At 43.1% G+C, this 20,479-nt stretch carries 18 protein-coding genes and 1 other annotated feature; of the genes, 8 read left to right on the top strand and 10 right to left on the bottom strand.

All coding sequences use genetic code 11. The features are described from left to right. Positions 1-122: 122 nt before the first annotated feature. The 6 genes from KE627_RS05165 to KE627_RS05140 all read right to left on the bottom strand — a co-directional run bounded on the left by KE627_RS05165 (position 123) and on the right by KE627_RS05140 (position 5,956). Positions 123-1,394, bottom strand: coding sequence for an ISL3 family transposase (locus KE627_RS05165; protein WP_035181568.1), 1,272 nt, complete (start codon positions 1,392-1,394; stop codon positions 123-125). Between the two features lie 209 nt (positions 1,395-1,603). Next, positions 1,604-2,578 (bottom strand): 2-hydroxyacid dehydrogenase family protein, encoded by a 975-nt coding sequence (locus KE627_RS05160; protein WP_013727032.1) that lies wholly within the window; start codon positions 2,576-2,578, stop codon positions 1,604-1,606. A gap of 192 nt (positions 2,579-2,770) precedes the next feature. Further along, on the bottom strand, positions 2,771-2,992 hold the full coding sequence (locus KE627_RS05155; RefSeq protein ID WP_013727033.1) for a hypothetical protein: 222 nt from the start codon (positions 2,990-2,992) through the stop codon (positions 2,771-2,773). Between the two features lie 92 nt (positions 2,993-3,084). Next, positions 3,085-3,279, bottom strand: coding sequence for a hypothetical protein (locus KE627_RS05150; RefSeq protein WP_013727034.1), 195 nt, complete (start codon positions 3,277-3,279; stop codon positions 3,085-3,087). 13 nt (positions 3,280-3,292) lie between these two features. Then, positions 3,293-3,481, bottom strand: a complete 189-nt coding sequence (locus tag KE627_RS05145) for a hypothetical protein (protein ID WP_013727035.1) — start codon at positions 3,479-3,481, stop codon at positions 3,293-3,295. A 306-nt stretch (positions 3,482-3,787) separates the two neighbouring features. Beyond that, positions 3,788-5,956, bottom strand: coding sequence for a peptide cleavage/export ABC transporter (locus KE627_RS05140; RefSeq protein WP_056938962.1), 2,169 nt, complete (start codon positions 5,954-5,956; stop codon positions 3,788-3,790). Between the two features lie 199 nt (positions 5,957-6,155). Here KE627_RS05140 and KE627_RS05135 point away from each other — a divergent pair, with 199 nt between their 5' ends. Beyond that, a complete protein-coding gene (locus KE627_RS05135) occupies positions 6,156-6,380 on the top strand; it encodes a helix-turn-helix domain-containing protein (RefSeq protein WP_013727037.1) in 225 nt (74 codons plus the stop codon). 182 nt (positions 6,381-6,562) lie between these two features. Next, positions 6,563-6,804: a binding site (T-box leader), on the top strand. A gap of 173 nt (positions 6,805-6,977) precedes the next feature. Further along, entirely contained in the window at positions 6,978-8,381 is a 1,404-nt protein-coding gene (brnQ, locus tag KE627_RS05130) for a branched-chain amino acid transport system II carrier protein (protein ID WP_013727038.1), read from the top strand. Between the two features lie 92 nt (positions 8,382-8,473). Here the strand turns inward: brnQ and KE627_RS05125 are convergent, their stop codons facing one another. Further along, a complete protein-coding gene (locus KE627_RS05125; protein WP_013727039.1) occupies positions 8,474-9,091 on the bottom strand; it encodes an isochorismatase family protein in 618 nt (205 codons plus the stop codon). Positions 9,092-9,252: 161 nt separating this feature from the next. Between KE627_RS05125 and KE627_RS05120 the strand changes: the two genes are divergently transcribed. Further along, positions 9,253-9,963: a peptidoglycan recognition protein family protein gene (locus KE627_RS05120; protein WP_056938961.1), complete on the top strand. Its 711-nt coding sequence runs from the start codon at positions 9,253-9,255 to the stop codon at positions 9,961-9,963. A gap of 94 nt (positions 9,964-10,057) precedes the next feature. After that, positions 10,058-10,960, top strand: a complete 903-nt coding sequence (locus tag KE627_RS05115) for a metal ABC transporter solute-binding protein (protein WP_056938960.1) — start codon at positions 10,058-10,060, stop codon at positions 10,958-10,960. A 78-nt stretch (positions 10,961-11,038) separates the two neighbouring features. Here KE627_RS05115 and KE627_RS05110 read toward each other — a convergent pair whose 3' ends face one another. The 3 genes from KE627_RS05110 to KE627_RS05100 all read right to left on the bottom strand — a co-directional run bounded on the left by KE627_RS05110 (position 11,039) and on the right by KE627_RS05100 (position 13,400). Next, positions 11,039-12,181 (bottom strand): GH25 family lysozyme, encoded by a 1,143-nt coding sequence (locus KE627_RS05110; RefSeq protein ID WP_013727042.1) that lies wholly within the window; start codon positions 12,179-12,181, stop codon positions 11,039-11,041. A gap of 75 nt (positions 12,182-12,256) precedes the next feature. Continuing rightward, entirely contained in the window at positions 12,257-12,454 is a 198-nt protein-coding gene (locus KE627_RS05105) for a hypothetical protein (RefSeq protein ID WP_013727043.1), read from the bottom strand. Positions 12,455-12,470: 16 nt separating this feature from the next. Continuing rightward, the gene (locus KE627_RS05100) at positions 12,471-13,400 is read right to left on the bottom strand and encodes an AraC family transcriptional regulator (RefSeq protein WP_225424200.1); all 930 of its coding nucleotides are present in this window, start codon (positions 13,398-13,400) and stop codon (positions 12,471-12,473) included. Positions 13,401-13,829: 429 nt separating this feature from the next. Between KE627_RS05100 and KE627_RS05095 the strand changes: the two genes are divergently transcribed. The 4 genes from KE627_RS05095 (at position 13,830) to KE627_RS05080 (ending at position 19,990) form a co-directional block, all read left to right on the top strand. Further along, complete coding sequence (locus KE627_RS05095; protein ID WP_056938958.1) at positions 13,830-15,248, top strand: MFS transporter; 1,419 nt, start codon at positions 13,830-13,832, stop codon at positions 15,246-15,248. A gap of 39 nt (positions 15,249-15,287) precedes the next feature. Next, the gene (locus KE627_RS05090) at positions 15,288-17,258 is read left to right on the top strand and encodes a glycoside hydrolase family 127 protein (protein WP_013727046.1); all 1,971 of its coding nucleotides are present in this window, start codon (positions 15,288-15,290) and stop codon (positions 17,256-17,258) included. Positions 17,259-17,635: 377 nt separating this feature from the next. After that, the gene (locus tag KE627_RS05085; RefSeq protein WP_056938957.1) at positions 17,636-18,820 is read left to right on the top strand and encodes an MFS transporter; all 1,185 of its coding nucleotides are present in this window, start codon (positions 17,636-17,638) and stop codon (positions 18,818-18,820) included. 174 nt (positions 18,821-18,994) lie between these two features. After that, entirely contained in the window at positions 18,995-19,990 is a 996-nt protein-coding gene (locus KE627_RS05080) for a LacI family DNA-binding transcriptional regulator (protein ID WP_041805824.1), read from the top strand. The last annotated feature ends 489 nt before the right edge of the window (positions 19,991-20,479 follow it).

Here is a 20,479-nt window from a genome sequence, read left to right as displayed (position 1 = left end):
TGATATTTAACCACTAACATCGGCAGATTAGTGGTTCATCATTGATGGCAACATGCACCTTGATGGCAGCAAAAAGGGTTCTTCGTCAACTGTTGTTGGTGAACAAAATATTGGAGTTCTAATCACTTGGTGATTAGAGCTCTTTTTGTATGAACTCGAAAAGCGAACAGCACTCTTAGCCGGAATCTGAAGAAGTTTCGGTAACCAAATCCAGTGCGTTTAATGACTTTAATCTTGTTGTTTGAACCTTCTAAGGGCCCGTTGGTGTAATGGTGAGTAAAGGTATTGCCAATTTCATCATGATGAGTCGCTAGGGTCTGGAGGGTTGCCAACATCTCTTCCGAGCAGCCCTCTAAGTGATGGAATACTTGATTATAGTTGGGCCAATCACGGTTTTTGATGGTTTCACGTAACCGATTCATCACGTTGTAAGTTTGCTTGAGCTCGGGATCAATGTCCAATAAAGCATCAACCACATCAGTGGCAGTCGCTGGATAAGGGAAGTTTGTCCACTTACGGAAAGCTTCGTAGTTGAGGTGATTTTCCGGCGTTAATAATAGTTTCCAATAGCGTTTTAGGGCGTGATACTCGCGTGAGGAAGTCGCCAGGGTTTTCATGAGGCGCACCCGCGTCTTATTAAAAGCTCGATTTAAAGCGTTAACCAAGTGGAACGGATCGATGACAACGATGGCGTTCGGAAAGATCTGCCCCACCAATTTGGGATAGGTATAGTTCATATCGGTGACGATAATTTTCACATTTTCTCGCGCAGCCTGGTCGTAATGCTGGAAATACTTTTGAAGCTGATAGATGGTCCTAAAGGGTAACAGGTCGATCAATTCGTGGGTTTCCGCATCCATAAATTCAAAGCTCATCGCGTCGGTGGCGCTCTTAGTGCTTTTAACTTCGTCCATGAGGAGAACTTTTGGTAAATAGTGCCAGTTGGTTTGAAAGTCCCGTTCAGCGCGCAAGAGCTGCCGACCAACGAATGAATCCGAAGTGGATAACTCATCGGCAATGTGTTTGAGCGAAACCGGTTCGGTCAGTTTTTCTAAGCATTGTTTGCGGGTCGTATTTGAAATCGTGCAGTGTTTCGGCACCGCATTCGTCTGCGCCAGGAAATTGGTATGACAAGCCTTACAGTGAAAGTTTCGCCGATTGAGACACAGGATAACGGTGCTGCCCAATGTTTTTGCGAATCTAATGGTGGTCTTCCGCCAACCATAGCCAATAATTTGGTGATCATTGATAATCCCACAATTGCGGCATGCCTTGGGGGTGTAGTTTAGGGACCCCACCAATCGAATCACTCCATCATCACCCACTTGTCCTTCCTCAATTATTAAGTGTTCATCATCTATTCCTAACAACATTTTCGTAGTATCATTTGACATAGGGCATTTCCTTTCTTGACTTAATTCTGTGGTGGGAGCAAGTTAACGGACGGGAGATGTCCGCTTTTTTATTCTAATGATAAACAAAAAATCTGTCATCAGTAATAGATAAAAATCTATTACCAACAACAGATATTGTAGAACCGCAAAAAGCACGTTGGTAACCAGCATTCAGTGTTGGTCATCAGCGTGCTTTTGTTTATTATAAATTAAAGTTCAACGCCGTTGACAATGTAATCCGGCTTATCGCCCTTGTCCATTGCCACAGTATTCTTCGCAACAATCTCAGCCATGGCATCACGTGCTTCAACAGTTGCGTTACCAATATGTGGTGTTAAGATGACGTTCTTCAATGCTTTAAAGCCATCGTCAACTTTTGGTTCGGCTTCATAAACATCCAGGCCGGCACCGGCAATTTCACCGTTTTGCAAAGCGGTTAATAATGCGGTTTCGTCAATTAGCGGTCCACGGGCAGCATTGATCAGCATTGCGCTGTTCTTCATTTCTTTGAACTGCTCAGCTCCTAGAAGATGATGGGTTTCTGGAGTTGCCGGGGCGTGAAGGGTAATGACGTCGGCGTTCTTGACGATTTCATCAACGGTGGTAAATTTAGCACCTAATTTTTCTTCGGTTGCTGAATCAAGTTGATGACGTTGGTTGTAGAGAATCTTCATATCAAATGCGTGCATTCGTTTGGCAACCGCCTGACCAATTTGGCCCATACCGATGATTCCCAAAGTTTTGCCTGCGAGTTCGTGACCCAAGAAGAACAGTGGTGCCCAGCCAGTGAAGCCCTTGGTCCGCATGAGTTGGTCACCTTCAACGACTCGGTGGGCCAAACTAATCATCAAAGCACATGTGACTTCCGCGGTTGAAGTGGTCGAAACCTTTGGTGTGTTGGTCACTGGAATACCCTTTGATTTGGCATAATCAGTGTCGATGTTATTGAATCCGGCACCATAGTTGGCAATCAGCTTGAGGTTTGGGGCGGCGTCGATTACATCAGAATCAACTTTCGTGGAAAGTGGTGTGATCAAGAAGTCTTTGTCAGCAACCCGCTTGCTGAGTTCATCCTTGGTAATCAGATTTTGACTGTCATCAAATACATCAATGTCTAATCCGGCATCCTTGAGAATGTTCAAGGCATGCTCTGGAATTCGACCTGCAATTAAAACTTTAGACATAAACTCACTCCCTAACAAATATTTCATACAACTCCATTATAGGGCATATCAGGGTTGTATGAAACCGCTTTTACGAGTAATGCTATCAACTGATTAACTGAATGACAGTGACAATTTGGTAGGGAAAACCCATGTTGTTTTAAGCTAAAATAGATCTTAGAACGACTATACGTTAAACCATTGTTATATGCATTAATCCTTTGATCGGTTTCGCTGAAAAAACCAGGTAACAATTGAACCAATTAGGATAACGACGCCTATAACTAAGAAAATAAGGTTCATAACCTTATCAACTATATCAGCAGTCCCCTTATAAAGGGTGTATCCGCTATCTGCGACGATCCAAATGCCGATTAATACGCTAAGTAATAGCCCAACCACCGGAACAACTCCAGCTTTCATTTTCTTTTTCATACGTAACTCCTTTCAAGTTGTTTGGGAAGTGGATTATGTAATATGGTGACACTAGAGGGTTGTGCACTTCATCTAGGGTCACCATGCCGAAATTATTGTTGTAAAGGTTCTGAATAGCTTACATATGAGGCGCCTTTTTTTCTGGACGTATATTTGATTCCTTCACCTATACCATAGGTATTCCAAACTGGTGCCAAAGAAAATTTTGAGCTTCCACCAGAAGTATTTGCTAACACACTGTTGGAAAGAGTTGATGTGTTGGTAAAGGTCGGACCAATAAGTTTCATTTTAATAACCTCCTTAGGCTAAATGACTTCCTTCTTTGAAACCCTTACCAAAAGCATCTCTGTGCTTCCACTCGGAGCGTGCAAGCCCTATCATGACGGTTGTCCATATATTGCCACCGGATACCATTGCTAGTTTCTTTGACGAAATAGGCACCACGTTTAAAGATGTGAGTTTATCAAAAGTATTTTGACTGTGATTCATGTTTGTCGACCTCCATTTGTTCGATTTGCCAAAAATCTCGCGAGAACTTTATGACATCTTTAGGATCTCATCAACATCGTGGAAGTTCAAGCTGCAAATTATAGACATGGCGATAAGTGAACGCGTTTATTTCAAAAATTCAAAGAATAATTGTCATATGAGGTTTGAAAATCATATTGGATTGAAATAGATTAAAATGCCGATAATACATGCAAGTAGGAAGATTACCCATGTGATCGTGATGTAGATACCAACATGTCCATGGGAATAATATTTGGTGCTGTCAAGATTTTTATTCTGCATTATCTACTTTTCCTTTATCAAGTTATAGTATTTGTTTCTGTTGCGTAGTAATTGGGAATGAGTACCACTTTCAACGATCGTTCCATTATCCATCACAATGATGCGATCTGCAGCCTGTGCGACTTCCAATCTATGTGCAATATAAACTATTGTTTTGTTTGGAAGTGATCGCAAATTAGTGAGTATTTTCTTTTCGGTCAATACATCTAAGTTGCTAGTTGATTCATCAAATACTAACACCTTTGCGTCGCTTATTATTGCACGAGCGATTGCAAGTCTTTGCATTTGTCCTCCTGATAAACCGGTGTCTTCTGATAAGATAGTTAGATATCCCTTAGGAAGCCTTTTGATCTCTTCATCAATTTCAGCTAATTGTGCAGCCTTTTTTACTTGGGCAAGGGTTTTATCATTTTTTGTCCCAAGTAAAATGTTATCGAGTACCGAACCTGAAAATATATACGGCGTCTGAGGATTATATGCAATATATTTCCGCAATTCTGATGTTGGGGCAGTAGTTGTACTATAGTCATTGATCATGATAGTTCCAGTCGATGGTAAATAAAATTTTATCAATAATTTTAGTAGAGTTGTTTTCCCTGATCCGCTAGATCCGATAATTGCTGTTGATTCGTTACGATTAATAGTTAGGTTTATTTGTTTTAAGATTGGTTGGCCGTACTTGTATTCAAAAGAAACATTAGAATATTGAATAAAGTTTAGAGTAGACTGGTCCTTATTCTCAGAATTTCTAATACTCTGATTGGTTTGTTGATCTATCGGTATGTGCAATATTTGATTTAGCCGCGAACTGGCAGTTCCTGCATGTTGAAGATTGTTCTGCAGATTAATTATTGATTCAAAAGGACCAATGAAATATCCCATTAACGAATTAAATGCTACTAACTGTCCAACTGTAATTTGACCATTAATTGCCATCTTTGCTCCGGAATAAAGTACAAGTAAACTCAAAATTAACCCAGTTGTAGACTTTAATGACTCTTGCAATATAACGGCAACATTATATTGGTGATCAGCTCGCAAGGTATTTACAAACTTTTTGTCAAGGGTTTCATACATTTTGTCCTCAGCATTCAGCGATTTTATCGACTCCATTCCCCTTAGATCTTCAATAAGTTGAGAATTAAGGTCTGAATTTTTCTCCATTCGATTGTAATTATATTTGTGGAAGGGTTTATAAAAGATAAGCATAATTATAATATAAGCGGGAATGCCAATTGCGGATAATATAAAAAGCCTCATATTAATACAAGATAAGACAATTCCAGTGATGATAATTACACCACTGTCCAAAATTGTGATAACTACTGTTCGAGATAAAGTCGAAATAATCGTTTCGGCATCTGAAAACCGTGATGTGATTTCGCCGATCTTTCTTTCTTCAAAAAATGCCATTGGTAGTTTGAATAGGTGGCGAATATATTTCAACAAAATTTCTAGAGATACTCGCTGCCCAAGAACCATTGATAAGTACTCTTGAGTGTAAGTGAAGAAGCCATGGAAAATGTAGGCTAGTAATAATGAGAGTGCAGTGGCACATAATACATCGGCCTGCCCTTTTTTAACCATTGAATCAATAATCTGCTTTAAAAAAAATGCCCCACTAATTGTTATCAATGTTGATAACATAGTTGCTAAGAGTACGGAAGCGATGATTCCTTTTTGCCTAAAAAGTAATTTTGAAGTCGACCTAAGATCGTTAGTATCTTCTTTGATTACGGTGTATTTATCAGTTGGAGTCATGTGAAGTGAAATGCCTGTCCAATCCTTACCAAATGAATTGTATGACATACGAACAGTTTTTATAGATGGGTCAGGATCTGCAATGGTGACTGTGGACTTTGACAATTTACATACTACGACATAATGCTGTCCATATTTTTTATTAACGTGGGCAATAAAAGGGATCGGAATATCTGGTATATTTCCTTTTAAAAATGATATGTTCGTTTTTATTGCCTTTGGGGCTAAATTAAAATGTGTTGCTGCGTGAATTAGACCCAGTGCAGTGGTACCATTTTTGTCTGTTTGTGCATATTTACGAATTGTTGATATTGATACTCGTGACCCATAATACTTCAATATCATCGCCAGAGCTGCAGCCCCACAGTCTGTTTCATCTAATTGACTGACATAATAATGATTCCACATCATATTTTTCCTCCATGAATGCCATGCTCAAATTTTTAATCGACAATTAAAAATTAAGTAAGATATTTTCTAATAGACATATTGTAACATTATTTTGGTGATTTTATATAAAATATTGTACCTAATAAATAATATTATACCTAAAAATATTGATGTGGTATATAATGTTTATAATTAGACAATGGACTCTGGAGGACTAGTTATGAATGTTTCACAGAAAATACAATATTGCAGAACACTAAGAAATCTTACACAAGATGAAGTCGGAAATTTGTTGCACGTATCGAGAAAGACAATTTCAGGCTGGGAAACAGGAAGGAGTTCTCCAGATATTCTCAGCTTAGTCAAACTTTGCAATCTTTTTGACATTTCTCTTGATGATTTGCTACGTGACGAACATATGATTGATCGTGATTACCATGGATAGGGTTATAGTTAATGGCCAACAACAAGAAAGCTTCACCAACGAGATAGAAATGTCATTCTTGCTATGTATTTTAAAAATTTGTAGATTGCTCCTAGGTTGCACAGAAACTCGTTAAATATCATCTTTACAAATTACTATTGACATTGTACTAATGGATGTCTACAATATTTATTAAACAATTAGAAAACGCTGTGAGAAAGTTGAGTAGCGTCATGACAACCTGAAGCGAGCTTCGTTTGGTGAGAGGAAGCAGGAGGATTGACGCGAAAATCCCTTTTGAGCGATGTACCGAAGAATGACAGTAACGTGCATTGGTGACACCCATTATCGTGTTAGCGTATCGCTTTTTTGGCCGTACGTGAAAGGCAGTTGTAGCGATATAACTGCAAATATAAGGTGGTACAGTGCAGTAGGCGCCCTTAATTCAGCATTAGCTGGATGAGGGGCGCCTTTTTAGTTACTCAAAATTTGGATCGTTTTCTAGTGAATCTAGATAGGAAAAGAGTTGGTGAAAATGAAATCTCAGATTGATATTAGTCAGATTAGGAATCAAATTCAGGACTTAAATAATTTATTCATTAAAGGAGATCTTCATTTATGCAGGAATTACATGACTTAAATCCAAACCCGTTACGGAAACGCGATTATTTCGTCGTCAGCTCAATGTTATTTGGCCTCTTTTTCGGGGCTGGGAATTTGATTTTCCCAATTCATTTGGGTCAATTGGCTGGGGCTCACTGGCTGCTTGCGGCGGTTGGCTTTTTAGTGACTGCGGTTTTGCTGCCGCTGTTGTCGGTACTGGCAATCAGTGTCACTCACTCTGAAGGGGTCTATGACGTTGGTAAGCCGCTTGGTCCCGTGTTTGCCTTGACATTCATGGTATTAATTCACGCAACCATCGGCCCATTATTTGGAACCCCACGGACAGCCACGGTGCCATTTACCGTCGGAGTGCAGCCACTGCTGCCGTCATCAATGGCGCATGTTGGCCTGTTAGTCTTTTCCGCCGTATTCTTTGGCTTAGCTTTTCTGGTTTCTTATAAGGAATCTAACGTCATGACGTCAGTTGGAAAAGTGCTCAATCCAGTCTTTTTATTGCTATTATTCAGTGTTTTTGCATTAGGATTTGCCAATCCGATGGGCGTTGCCGGCAAACAAGCCGTCACCGCTGCTTACAAGAGTGATTCCTTCTTCAATGGTTTCCTGCAAGGGTATAACACCATGGATGCTCTGGCTGGCCTGGCATTTGGGGTTACCGTCGTCACGGCTGTTCGCCAGTTGGGAAAGACCAAGCCCAGCAGTAATGCCAAGGTGACTGCTAAAGCCGGGGTCTTCGCAACGGGGGCCATTGGCTTGATCTACCTCGGGTTGATCTGGTTGGGTGCCACGACACTTTCAACGTATAAAGCATCTGCCGACGGTGGTGTGGCCTTCAACCAATTGGTAACTTATTACCTGGGTGGTCTGGGTCATGCTCTGCTTGCCACTTTGTTAACCGTCACTTGTTTAACGACTGCCGTTGGACTGGTGGCTGCCTTTGCACAAGATTTTCATAATCATTTCTCTAAGGTCAGCTATCGCGGCTGGTTAGGCTTTATGTGTGTCGCATCGTTTGCGACTGCGAACTTTGGCCTCGATACGATTATCCAGTGGTCGACACCAATGCTGATGTTCTTGTACCCATTCGCAATGGTTTTGATCTTGCTGTCCGTCTTCTCACCGTTGTTCAACCGTGATCCACTGGTTTATGCACTGGTCGTTGGCTTCACCACGGTCCCAGCCTTGCTGGACATGGTTGCTGCTTTCCCACCAGTCGTGAGTCAAAGTGCCTTTGGTCAGGCGTTGGGTGCTTTCCAGCAGCACGTATTGCCATTTGCTAATCTGGGGATGGATTGGGTGGTTCCCGCTGCTGCCGGTGCCGTCTTGGGACTTGGCCTGCATTTTCTCCGGCCGGTTTTGGGCAGAGCCAAAGCACCTTCATCTGAAGAAAATAATGATTAATACAGTCACATAATGTTTTAACCGATAAAAAAATCGTTGAGCCAGCCACCAGTAATGGCCAGCTCAACGATTTTTTGTGATTTAACAGCTGATTATTGTAAATTAGTAAATGCGCCGTTTTCTTGAAGCAATTTCACAAATCCAGGAACGGTATCTTGACGGTTCCAATCCCGCTGCAGTTCGCAGACTAATTGTGGAATCGTAATCAGGTGAGCGCCGGCTTGTTCAACTCGACGCAAGGCAGTTTCGTGCGCGATCGTGGACGTGCCGCCGACTGCGTCGACAACTGGGTAGACATCAAAGCCTTCAGCGATGGCATCGATGGTTGGGAACGTGAGACAAGCTTCGGTCCATAAGGCTAAAATAATAATCTTTTTCCGGCCGGTTGCCTTGATTGCATCATTGTAATCCTTGTCTTCCCAAGCATTGATGGAAGAACGGTCGTAGGAAGGGGTGTCGCCTATCAAGTCTTTCAGTGGTTTAACAGTATCTGAATTGCGTTGATTATGGGCATTCACTGTCGAAAGCACAATTGGCAGTTTAAAGAGTTTGGCTGCTTCCACAACCATTTCTGCATTCTTCAGTAAGTCCGCATGCCGCATCGAACCAATTGAACCAATTTGCACTGGTTGGTAATCAATGATTGTTAAAACGGCATTGTCAGGTGATAGTAAGCGGTCGTCTGCGCCTCGTTTGTCAAAACTTGTCATAGTATCTTCCTCCTCAAAATTAAATCCATAAGTCCTCTAGAATTCGCTTTCATGATACAACGATCAGGGAGTCGATACTACTAATTACACCTTGACCTCAAAGCCTTGGGAAAGGATTCAATTGTTGAAAAATTTACATTGAAGACTAACATGGAAATTGGATGAAAAACGTAGTAAATAATTTCAAAGCGGCGACAAATGAAATGGTTAAAAAAGTTTTTTTAGCAATGGTGACAATCTTAGTTTCAGTTCTAATGCTTGGGTCGGTCAATTCTCAGGCCAGTTCCAAAGTGAATAACTACATAGCAAGTCACAATATTTCTCACAATCAAGTCTCAAGCAAGATTTGGGGCGGTTTTCCACATTATAAATACCGTCACGGTAAAAATAAGCCTGAGGGCGTGGTCGTTCATGAAACCGGGAACTCCCACTCCACGATTTTTGGCGAAATTGCGTACATGAAGAAGAATTACCGAAACGCCTTTGTCCACACTTTTGTCGATGACGACCACATTATTAACATTGCCAGCACCAAGTATCTCTGCTGGGGCGTCGGCTATCCCGGCAATGCCCGCTTTGTTCAATTTGAACAGGTCGAAATGCACAGTAAGAAATCATTCGCCGGTGAGGTGGAAAACGCTGCTTACTATACGGCCTATATTTTGCACAAATATCACCTTAAGCCCAATGACGCGGTATACGACGGCCACGGCACCGTCTGGTCTCATGGTGCTGTTGCCCATTATCTTGGCGGGTCTGACCATACCGATCCAAAGGGATATTATGCCAATCGCGGCAAAAAATACTTCCACCAATCTTATACCATGGCACAATTTTATCAGCTGGTGTTGACCAACTATCACAACCTTTAATTTGGTGAAATATCAAAAAAACCTTTACAGGTGGAATCTTTTAGATTATTATCAAAAGAGTAATCGTTACTATTTGCAAGGGAGAGGATATCTCATGTTACATAAATTTTCGGGCTTCAAGGCCTGGCTGTTAGTCGTAGTGGCAGTTGCTTTAGGCATTGGCCTAACCGGTTGTGCAAGCAACTCAGCCAGCAATGGCAAAATCAAGATTACCGCTACGACTGATTTCTATGGCGAGGTCGCAAAGGCGGTTGTCGGCAGTAAAGGGGACGTGACTTCCATCATTACCAACCCCAACGTGGATCCTCACGATTATCAGGCATCCACAAAGGTGGCCAAGGAAACGGTTGGCTCAAAGATTGTCATTGCCAACGGGATTGGCTACGATGGCTGGATGAATAATCTGGTTAAGGACAGCAGCAAGGTTGACTATATCAAAGTCGGTGAAGATTTGATGGGTAAGCAGAACGGCGACAATCCACATTTGTGGTATAATCCGGCAACCATGCCTAAGTTAGCCAATACTATTGCGACAAAGCTTGGTAAACTGCAGCCCAAGAACAAGGCCTACTTTAAGAAGAACGCTAAGAAGTACATCGCTTCATTGAAGCCGGTCAATGATAAAATTGCCCAGCTGAAGCAACTCGCCGCAACAAAGAAGAACAAAGAAGTCTACGTCAGTGAGCCGGTATTTGACTACGCCCTTGAAGCAACCGGCTTTAAGGTTGGCGACACCCAGTTCGAAAATGACACTGAAAAAGGCGTCGATCCATCACCGCAGACAATTCGAACGATGCAAAACGGCATCAAGAACCACAAGATCGCCTTCTTCGTTTTCAACAAGCAGGTTGACAGCAAGACTGTCAATAATCTGGTGGCCTTAGCAAAGCAGAACAAGGTCCCGGTATTACCAGTAACGGAAACATTGCCAGCTCATAAGACTTACGTCAGTTGGATGGATTCACAATATACCCAGTTACTTAATATTTTGAAATAGTTCGTATCAAAAAAGCCGAGAAGTCAGAATTGATTTCTCGGCATTTTTGTATTTAATTTTAAATTTTTCGATCAGCGATTAGTTCAAATAGCCACGCCAAATCCAGCCGCCATGATTGCCGACGGTACTGCGAACGTGATAGTAAATTGCATAGTTACCGGTGTTTTTCTTGTACAACTTTTCATGCGCATCGGTTACCCAAGTCACGTTGGGGAGTTCTGAGTTGTAGCCATACCGGGTGCCAAGGTGCTTGGAGTATCTGGCACCCTTGGTGGTTGTGTAGTAGTGCTTGCCCATATTGGCGCGCCAAACTAATTTGACGGATGCCGAACGAGCTGCCGAATACTGCTTACCGGATGGGCCAGGAATCTTGACGATTTCCCCATCATTTTTAGAACTGGAACCAGAGTTGCTTGGTTTTGTCGCACTGCTGGAACTTGATTCACTGGAAGCACTCGAGGCACTGCTTGAGTTAGCGTTGGTGTTGGTAGAAGCTGCCGCTGAACCGGAGTTCAAGTAGAAGCTGTTATTTAACTGGCTAACATCCAAATTCTGGTTGATATTTGGGAACCGGTAGTCGGAAGCCCATTGCCAGGCATTGGCTGAAGGGTACTTCGACCCGGTTGGGGTTGCCGGATAGTCGGCAATCCAGCCCTGGTTGGAGGCGTTGGTGTCAATCTTTACGCCCAACCAACTTGCCATGGTATATAAATCGGTCTTGTTATAGCCGCCCTGATTCAAAGCTGAATCAAAAGCTGCCAAATTGGCATCGTTATTCGCTTTGGAAATTCCACCTAATTCTGAAGATTCAAAGTCAGCTACCATCACGACATCTTTCGAACTGGTAACTGATTGAACGGCATTCATGAAGTTTTGGGCTTCCTGAGCGGCTTGATCAGTCGTCGTAAAGTGAACAAAATGATAGAAATTAATACTTAACCCTGCCTGCTGGGCATACTGCACCTGTTGAGAAAGATACGGATTGATATATCCGGTTCCCTCAGATGCTTTAATCGTGACCGCTTTAACCCCATTTTGAGCTAATGTTTGATAATCAGCGGCAGTTAAATTTCCCTGCCAACTGGAAACATCAACCATGTTGGCGCCAGGTTGGGTACTGGACGGCGTCAAAGCCGCGTGGGCAGTGGCGTTCGTCCCAAATAAAATTCCCCCGGCGAAGAGCCCTAAGATAACGGCCCCTCTTTTGAAACTTTTCCTCATAATCACTCAACTCCCATCTATGTATATACACATCACTGTGATACTAACATGAATGAGGGCCTTTCGGAAGAATGTTTACTTATTGTTTCCACTTCGTCGATCAAGTGAAAAGCTCCAGTAAATTGCGAGTAACAAAACGGCTGCGATTGAAATAGTTGTAATATTATTGGCCATCGCATGGGTGCTGACCTGCCAGGCAACGTAAATTAACGCGAGTTGGAAAACCCACGATAGGATGGACTGGCCGGCAAACTTTTTGGTAAAAAATTTCATTAGATAATTCCTCCTATTATTCTGGAATGTCACCATTCTCAGGGATGTAATCAATTGAATCGGCAATTCGCTTGGGAATTGGAATCTGTGGATCAACGTGGGGATTGTTAAGGTGAATCAGGTTGTAGGACTTGCGATACTCAGTCGGCGATAACCCGGTGGCACTCTTGAAACGCCGCATGAAGACCTTTGGATCGTTGAAGTAAGAGTTGTCGGCGATTTGCTTGATCGACATATCGGTTCGAATCAGCAGCAGTGTCGCCACTTCAATTTTGACGTGATTCAAGTACTGCAAGGTTGTCATGCCGGTGCAGTGTTTGAACAGCCTGGTCAAATAATCTGGATTCAGATGACTGCGGTCGGCAATCTCTGCGACGGTTAAATCACTGGACATGTTAGCCCGAATCCATTCTTTGAGACTGTTAATCCGCGAGCTGTCTTCATTGGCATCGGGACGATTGAAGTATGACTTGTACAGCTGAATTAAAAGTGCAGAAACCAGATAGTCCCGTTCTTCGATAAATGATAATTCATTGTGGATTGATAGAATCTGATGAATCAGAATGGTTGCCTCTTCATAATCGGCTAATTTGAAATACTGCGGCAGAAAAATTTGCCGCTTCTTGCTGGTACTGGCTTTAACTTTTTCAGTCATGTCGTCTTCATCGGCAGTGAGCGTATCTTCTTTGTGCTGGGAGAAAAAGTGAACCCAGTAGAAGTCGACGTCACCTGGGGAATCTTGATAACCATAAAAAGTGGTAAACGGCGGGACAATCAAGACTTCGTGGGTGTTGAGGGTATACCGCCGATCGCCAATCTGTAGATAAATCGGTCCCTTAATACATAGGATTAATTCATAATCACCCTTATGATACATGCGTCGATGGTGCCAGCCTTTATGAGCTAAAAATTCACCACCTTTATAGTAGAGTAGCGTTTTTTCCATTGTGAACGTTGAGAATAACATTTCAAGCCAACCTCCTAACGGTGTCGGAAATCGTCACCAAATGTACGCAAAAATAGTTTTACGGCAATGTCGGAAACAGTCACCAAATGTACAAAACAGTGTCACTATTGGCCTCGTGACGCTATCACGGAACCCAATATTTTCTCAACTGGTCGGATATCATCACTTCTTTTGCCATTATAGACCTTTTTTTATTATTTGGAAACGCTTACTATAAGACTTGTAAAAACAAGTTATGTTTTGAACATTGATTTTTCAGAAAGGAAGTTGAGGCCAATGGTTCAAATTGACGATCGACTAAGAAGCTCACCAGTTTCTTAATCGGGTTAGTTTCAGTGTTTCAGCAATCATTTTTATCCGCCCAACAATGAGCGGGTTACCAAAATTAATTTATTTGGAGGAATTATCATGAGCTCAAATGCAAACGTAGATTCAAATACGGCAAGTGCTCAAGCATTGCTTAACGACACGTTACCTTGGCACAGAAAGATTACCTATGGTTTTACTGATATGTCTGGTAACTTACTGTACTGTATTATCAGTTCTTACATGCTTTACTTCTTCACCAACGTCTTCGGTCTCTCTGTTGGAACGGCCGGTGTTTTACTTCTGATCGGCCGTGTCTTTGATGCCATTGGTGCTCCTGTCATGGGTATCTTGGTTGACCACACCCACAGTAAATATGGTAAGAGTCGTCCTTGGTTCTTGTGGATGTCATTGCCATTTGCCATCTTTGTCTGGTTACTGTTTACCACCCCAGCATTGAGCGGCACTTTAAAAGTTGTTTACGCCGGTGTTATGTACATCTTAGCCGACTTATCATACACCGCAATGTCCACACCAATCACTTCGGTTTTGCCTAACTTAACTTCAAGTACCGACGGCCGGATGCAAGCCAACTCAATTCGTTTGGTTCTTGGTAACGTTGGTAACTTCTTCGCCGTTACTTTCATCATTCCATTCGCTGGTTTACTCGGCGGTGGGAACGAGCAAAAAGGTTGGTCATTAGCTGTTGGTGTTTACTCAATCGTTGCCTTCCTTCTCTTAATCATCGCCTTCTTTGATATGCGTGAAAAGAATATCGAAAACGAAAAAGTGATTACCATTAAAGAAAGTTTGAAAGCCACTAAAGGCAACTGGCCTTGGGTCTTGATTGTTGTTGCCAACTTGGCTTACTGGACTGCATTTATCGTTCGTAACGCTTCAATGCCTTACTACTTCCAGTACAACATGGGCAGCAAGGGTCTGATTTCATTCTTCAACGGTTTCACAATTATCCAAGTTATCGGAATGGCTTCAGTTCCATTCTTCGTTAAATTTATGCACAAGTGGGGCACCACAATCTTCTTCCTGCTGATGACCATGGTTGGTCAAGCATGGGTTGGTTTAGCTGGTTCAAACGTCACTTCCGCTCTGATCGGCTGGTGTGTCGCATGTATCGGTTCAGGTAGTGCCTGCACAATGTTCTTCGCCATGGTCGGTGATACCGTTGACTTTGGTGAATGGAAGACTGGTATCCGTGCCAACGGATTCTTAACTGCCATCGGTGCTTCATTCTGTATCCAAATGGGTTCAGGATTTGGTTCATTCATTGCTTCAATGCTTCTCAAAGGTTTCGGTTTCAACGCTGCCAATGCAACTCAATCAAGCGCAAGTCTTGGTGGAATCAGCTTTACCTTCGTCTGGGTTCCAATTATCATTTACGCAATCAGTGTTATCTTGATGATTATGTATCGTAAATGGGAAAACCACGAACCAGTTGTTAAGGCTGACCTTGCAAAGCGGAACGCCGAAGCTGAAAAGAACGCTGAAGCTGCACAAGCTTAATTGTGAGATTGATTTTAAACTTTAGGAGGAACGCATAGTATGCAAGTTTATACCACACCAAAATTAAATAAGGTCAAGGTTACTTCAGATTTCTGGAAACGCTACCGTGAACTCGTCGTCAAAGAAGTCCTGCCATATCAATGGAAGGTTATGAACGACGAAGCCGACATTTCTATTTCTGAAGATCCCCAAAACAATGGCCAAGACAAGAACAGTCATGCGATTGCCAACTTGAAGATCGCTGCCGGTCAAATGAAAGGCCACCACTATGGCTTTCCATTCCAAGACACCGATGTCTACAAGTGGTTGGAAGCGGCCGCATACTCATTCGGGTATCATCCAAATCCAGACCTCAAGAAGATTACCGATAATCTGATTGATTTGATCGCTGACGCCCAAGATGACGACGGCTATCTGTCAACCTACTTCCAAATCGACGCCCCAGAACGTAAATTCAAGCGACTCCAACAGTCACACGAACTTTACACGATGGGTCACTACATCGAAGCAGGAGTTGCCTATCATCATGAGACTGGCAATGAAAAAGCTTTGGACATTGCTAAACGGATGGCTGACTGCATCGACCGCAACTTTGGCCTTGAAGAAGGCAAGATTCCCGGCTACGATGGTCACCCTGAAATCGAATTAGCACTGTCACGTTTATATGAAGAAACCGGTGAAAAACGTTACCTTGACTTGGCCCACTACTTCTTGAACCAACGGGGCCAAGATCCGGCATTCTTTGAAAAGCAGATTCAAGCTGATGGCGACAGTCCTGACCGCGACCTCATCCCAGGGATGCGTGATTTCACCCGTGAGTACTACTTGGCCGCAGAACCGATCAAGGATCAAAAAGTTCCTCATGGCCACGCTGTTCGAGTTGTCTACCTGTGCACCGGAATGGCTTACGTTGCCCGCTACACTGGCGACAAAGATTTGTTAGCTGCCTGTGATCGCTTCTGGAACGACATTGTTAAACGTCAGATGTATATCACTGGTAATATTGGTCAAACCACGACTGGTGAAGCTTTTACCTACGACTATGACCTGCCCAATGATACTGATTACGGCGAGACTTGTGCTTCAGTTGGGATGTCCTTCTTTGCCCGTCAAATGCTGAACATCCACGCCAAAGGTGAATACGCCGACGTGCTGGAAAAGGAACTGTTCAACGGTGCCTTAAGCGGCATGGCACTTGATGGCAAGCACTTCTTCTATGTCAACCCATTGGAAGCAGATCCAGTTGCTTCAAAGGGTAATCCAGGTAAGTCCCATGTTTTGACTCACCGGGCTGATTGGTTCGGTTGCGCCTGCTGTCCTGCCAATCTTGCACGTTTGATCGCCTCAGTTGATGAGTATCTCTACACTGTGAATGGTGATACGATCTTGTCACATCAGTTTATCTCTAACGATGCTGAATTTGATGACGGTCTGAAGATTTCGCAAACGAACCACTTCCCATGGAGCGGCGACATTCATTATGAGATCGCCAACCCAGACGCCAAATCATTCAAGCTGGGCATTCGGATTCCTAGCTGGTCCGCTAACTTCGACTTGACTGTTGACGGTAAGTCAACCACCTTGCCTGTTGAAGATGGCTTCATCTACATCGATGTTGATGCCAAGTCGTTAACCATTGATTTGAAGCTCGATATGGACGTCAAGATCATGCGCGCCAGCAACAGAGTCAGTGCTGACTTTGGCAAGGTTGCCGTTCAACGTGGACCAATCGTTTATGCAGCTGAAGAAGCCGACAACCAAGCACCACTGGCTTCATATGAAGTTGCAACAGACGCTAATACCGACTACCACTTCGATGAGAAATTGTTAGATGGTGTCGGAGTTGTCAAAGTTGCTGCTCAACGACAAAAGTTGGATTCCAAGGATGCACCTTTGTATGTTGACGCCAGTCAGCCGGTTGAGTCAGAATCAGTTGACCTGAAGATGGTGCCATACTACGCATGGGCTAACCGTGAGAATGGTCAAATGAGAGTTTGGTTAAATAAATAAATCATTTAAAGTTAGCGTTTTCAACCTCTTTCATAATTGGTTAAAATGCTGTATAGTATGACGAGATCCTGATGTTATTTCTGACATAACATCACAACGAACCCCATTCGTATAAGGATCGAGCCCCTCCAAGCAATCCTGCTTGGAGGGGCTTTTTGTGTATTGGCAGGTAAGACAGCTGGCATTTTGAGGTTGAATAATGACCTTTTTTGGCTGGAATCCGGGGCATTTTCAAAAGATTTTCATTCTTAACGCTTACATCATGAAAATGTTTCAAAAATCTATATACTGAATTTTCATAATGGCCTATAATAAATTCGAAAGCAGCAAGGTTGGCTTGCTGTCGGGGGTTCGAGTGCTTAGGAGGCTATTAAAATATGAACAAAAAATCTGGAATGATGTCGTTTTCGATTCTGATGCTGTCATTATTACCAATGTCAACGGGGGCGACGGCTTCCACAATTCCCGGATTAATGAAACAATTTCCAGCGGTTTCATCGGAAACGGCCGAGCTGACTGTCACCATCCCATCATTCACGATGGCCGTAGTGATTATCCTCAGCAGCTTGATTGTCAAACGAATTGGCACCAAAAAATTAGTTCTGGCAGGAACTGCATTAACCGCATTTGGAGCAGGACTTTCAATGTTTTCACCAAGCGTTGCAGTCTTGTTGATTGCCAGAGCGATTATGGGAGCTGGAATTGGAGCTTTTAACACCCTTTGTATCAGTTTGATTGATCGCCTGTACAGCGGTCAGCAGCGTGAACGGATGCTGGGTTTTCAGAACACTTTTCAAGGTTTGGGGGCTGCCGGCGGTGCACTGGGAGTTGGTCTGATATTGATGTACAGTAACTGGCGGATGGCGTTTGGAATTTATTTGATCAGCGTCGTCTTGTTTGTACTGTATCTTTTCTACGTACCTGAAGTTCGTTATGATAACGATGATCCCCAAACTGTCGGTCAAGCTGACGAGAAAGTCTCTTGGATGTCCAAGTTGCAGTTTGGTTATTATTGGATCGTCATGTTCATCTTGATGGTGTTCTACATGACTGTTAATGTGAAAATGCCAACCTACATTTTGAATAATCATTTCGGCGCCTTGTCAGTTGGATCCACGGCGGTCGTTGTGATGTCGATCGGCACGATTATTGGCGGCCTGATTTATGGCTTTATTGAATCGATTGCCAAAAACGCCACTTTGGTCATGGCGATTGCCATTGAAGCCGTGGGTGTCTTCATGATCAGTACGGCCGGCTCGGCGTTGGCCTGCTTCATCGGGGCTTTTACCGTTGGTTTTAGCTTTGGTCTGTTTATTCCGTTCATTTTTTCCAAAGGACTGTCGTTTGTTCCCAAAAAATATGGCAATGACGCGACGACTATTTTGATGATCAGTACCAATGGCGCCAACTTCCTTTGCCCATACGTCAGCAAGTTCATCAACATCGGCGGTACTGACCGCAGTTTGTTTATGATGTCCGGCGTGATTGCCTCAATTCTGGGAATCATCGAGTTGGTCAAATTATTAGCCAATCGGCCGCGAAGAACTGTTCCCGAAGCTTAATGTTTTTGTGAATTTTACTAATCTAAATGTATTTCTGAACCTCTGTATGATATTATTCATACAGAGGTTCTTTCTATATTATGAGCCATGCTGAGTGTTACACTTGAGATGGCTTTAATACAAGGATCGAGTGTTAAAAAATCAATTCGGAATATGAGTGTAATGGGTGATAAGATGACAACAATTAAAGATGTCGCTAACGAAGCGGGTGTTTCGATATCGACAGTTTCACGAATTTTGAACTTCGACGATACGCTTTCTGTGGGGGAAGACACGCGTAGAAGAGTGTTGGAAGTTGCTGAAAAGCTGCAATACAAGAAGCGGAATCGGCATGTACCAAAAGGCGGTAAAAAGATTGGTATTATTCAATGGCATTCTGATAAAGAAGAGCTGACTGATCTTTACTACCTGCAAATTCAATACGGCATTGAGAACAAGGCGGCCAGCTTAGGTGCCGGCGTTGAGAAGTTGACGTTTGATTCGATCGATAAGAGTCGGGTGAAGGGCCTCAGCGGAATGATTGCCGTTGGTAAGTTTGATAAGACCGAAGTCATGAGTTTGAAATCATATGATATCCCACTGGTCTTTATCGGTGAGAACTATTTAGCTTACGATTGTGATAGTATCCGTAGTGATTTCGAGTCACCGGTTCGTAAGATTATTGATCGGTTTATTGAGTACGGTATCAAGGATATCGGGATGATTGCCGGTAAGGAAACGACCGTGACTGAAAAGCAGGGCGTTCGCGATCCTCGAGTGTCAACATTTGATTCGTATTTGTCAGAAAAGGGTTTGTTCAATGATGCCTTCGTTTTCCAAGGACCATTTGGCCCGGATTCAGGGTTTGAGCTGATGAACACTGCAATCAAACAGTTGGGCGACAAGCTGCCCCATGGATTCTTGATTGGCAGTGATTCAATGGCCGTTGGTGTCTTGCGAGCCCTCCAGCAGCAGAATATCAGCGTCCCGGATCGGGTCAGCTTAATCAGCTTTAACGATGTTGCAATTGCCAAGTATACCAGCCCGGCATTGACGACGGTCCACGTTCACACCGAATTGATGGGTGAGCGGGCAATTGAAATGCTGACGGACCGGATTAAAGAACCGAAGAAGGTCCCAGAGCTGACGGTGATTGCGACGGAATTGATGGAGAGGGAGAGCAGTTTATAAAATCAGAGTGGAGCAAGAGGCGCTTTGATCCCAGAATGTAAGGTAATTAAGTGATTATTCCCGGTTTTGGAATGATTGCTTAATTGCCTTACATGGCGGGGATCAGCCGATTGTTGCACGTTTCGGCAAAGTAAAAGTGGTGCTAATGCAAGAGTGGAGCAAGAGGCGTTTTGATCCCAGAATTTAAGGCGATTAAGCGATTATTCCGGGGCTTGGAATGATTGGTTTGCCGGCTTAAATGGCCGGGATCAGCCGATTGATGCATGTTTCAGCAAGGTAAAAGTGGTGCTCACGCAAAATAACAGGCAGGGTCAAAAGCGAATAACTTTTGCCCAGCCTGTTTTTTTAGTAAATTTAAAGATTAACATCTGTTATAACGTAGAATCCAAGTCATCAAAGGAAAAAGCAAGCCTCATTCTCTAGGATGTTTTTCTCAATAGCGACGGGGATTCTCGTCCCCTTTAGAATAGTTTTACTAAAATCTATTGA

It is taken from the genome of Lentilactobacillus buchneri (genome assembly GCF_018314255.1).
Lineage (GTDB): Bacteria > Bacillota > Bacilli > Lactobacillales > Lactobacillaceae > Lentilactobacillus > Lentilactobacillus buchneri.
Note: the sequence above shows the minus strand (reverse complement) of the source record. Positions and strands in the feature narration are given on the sequence as shown.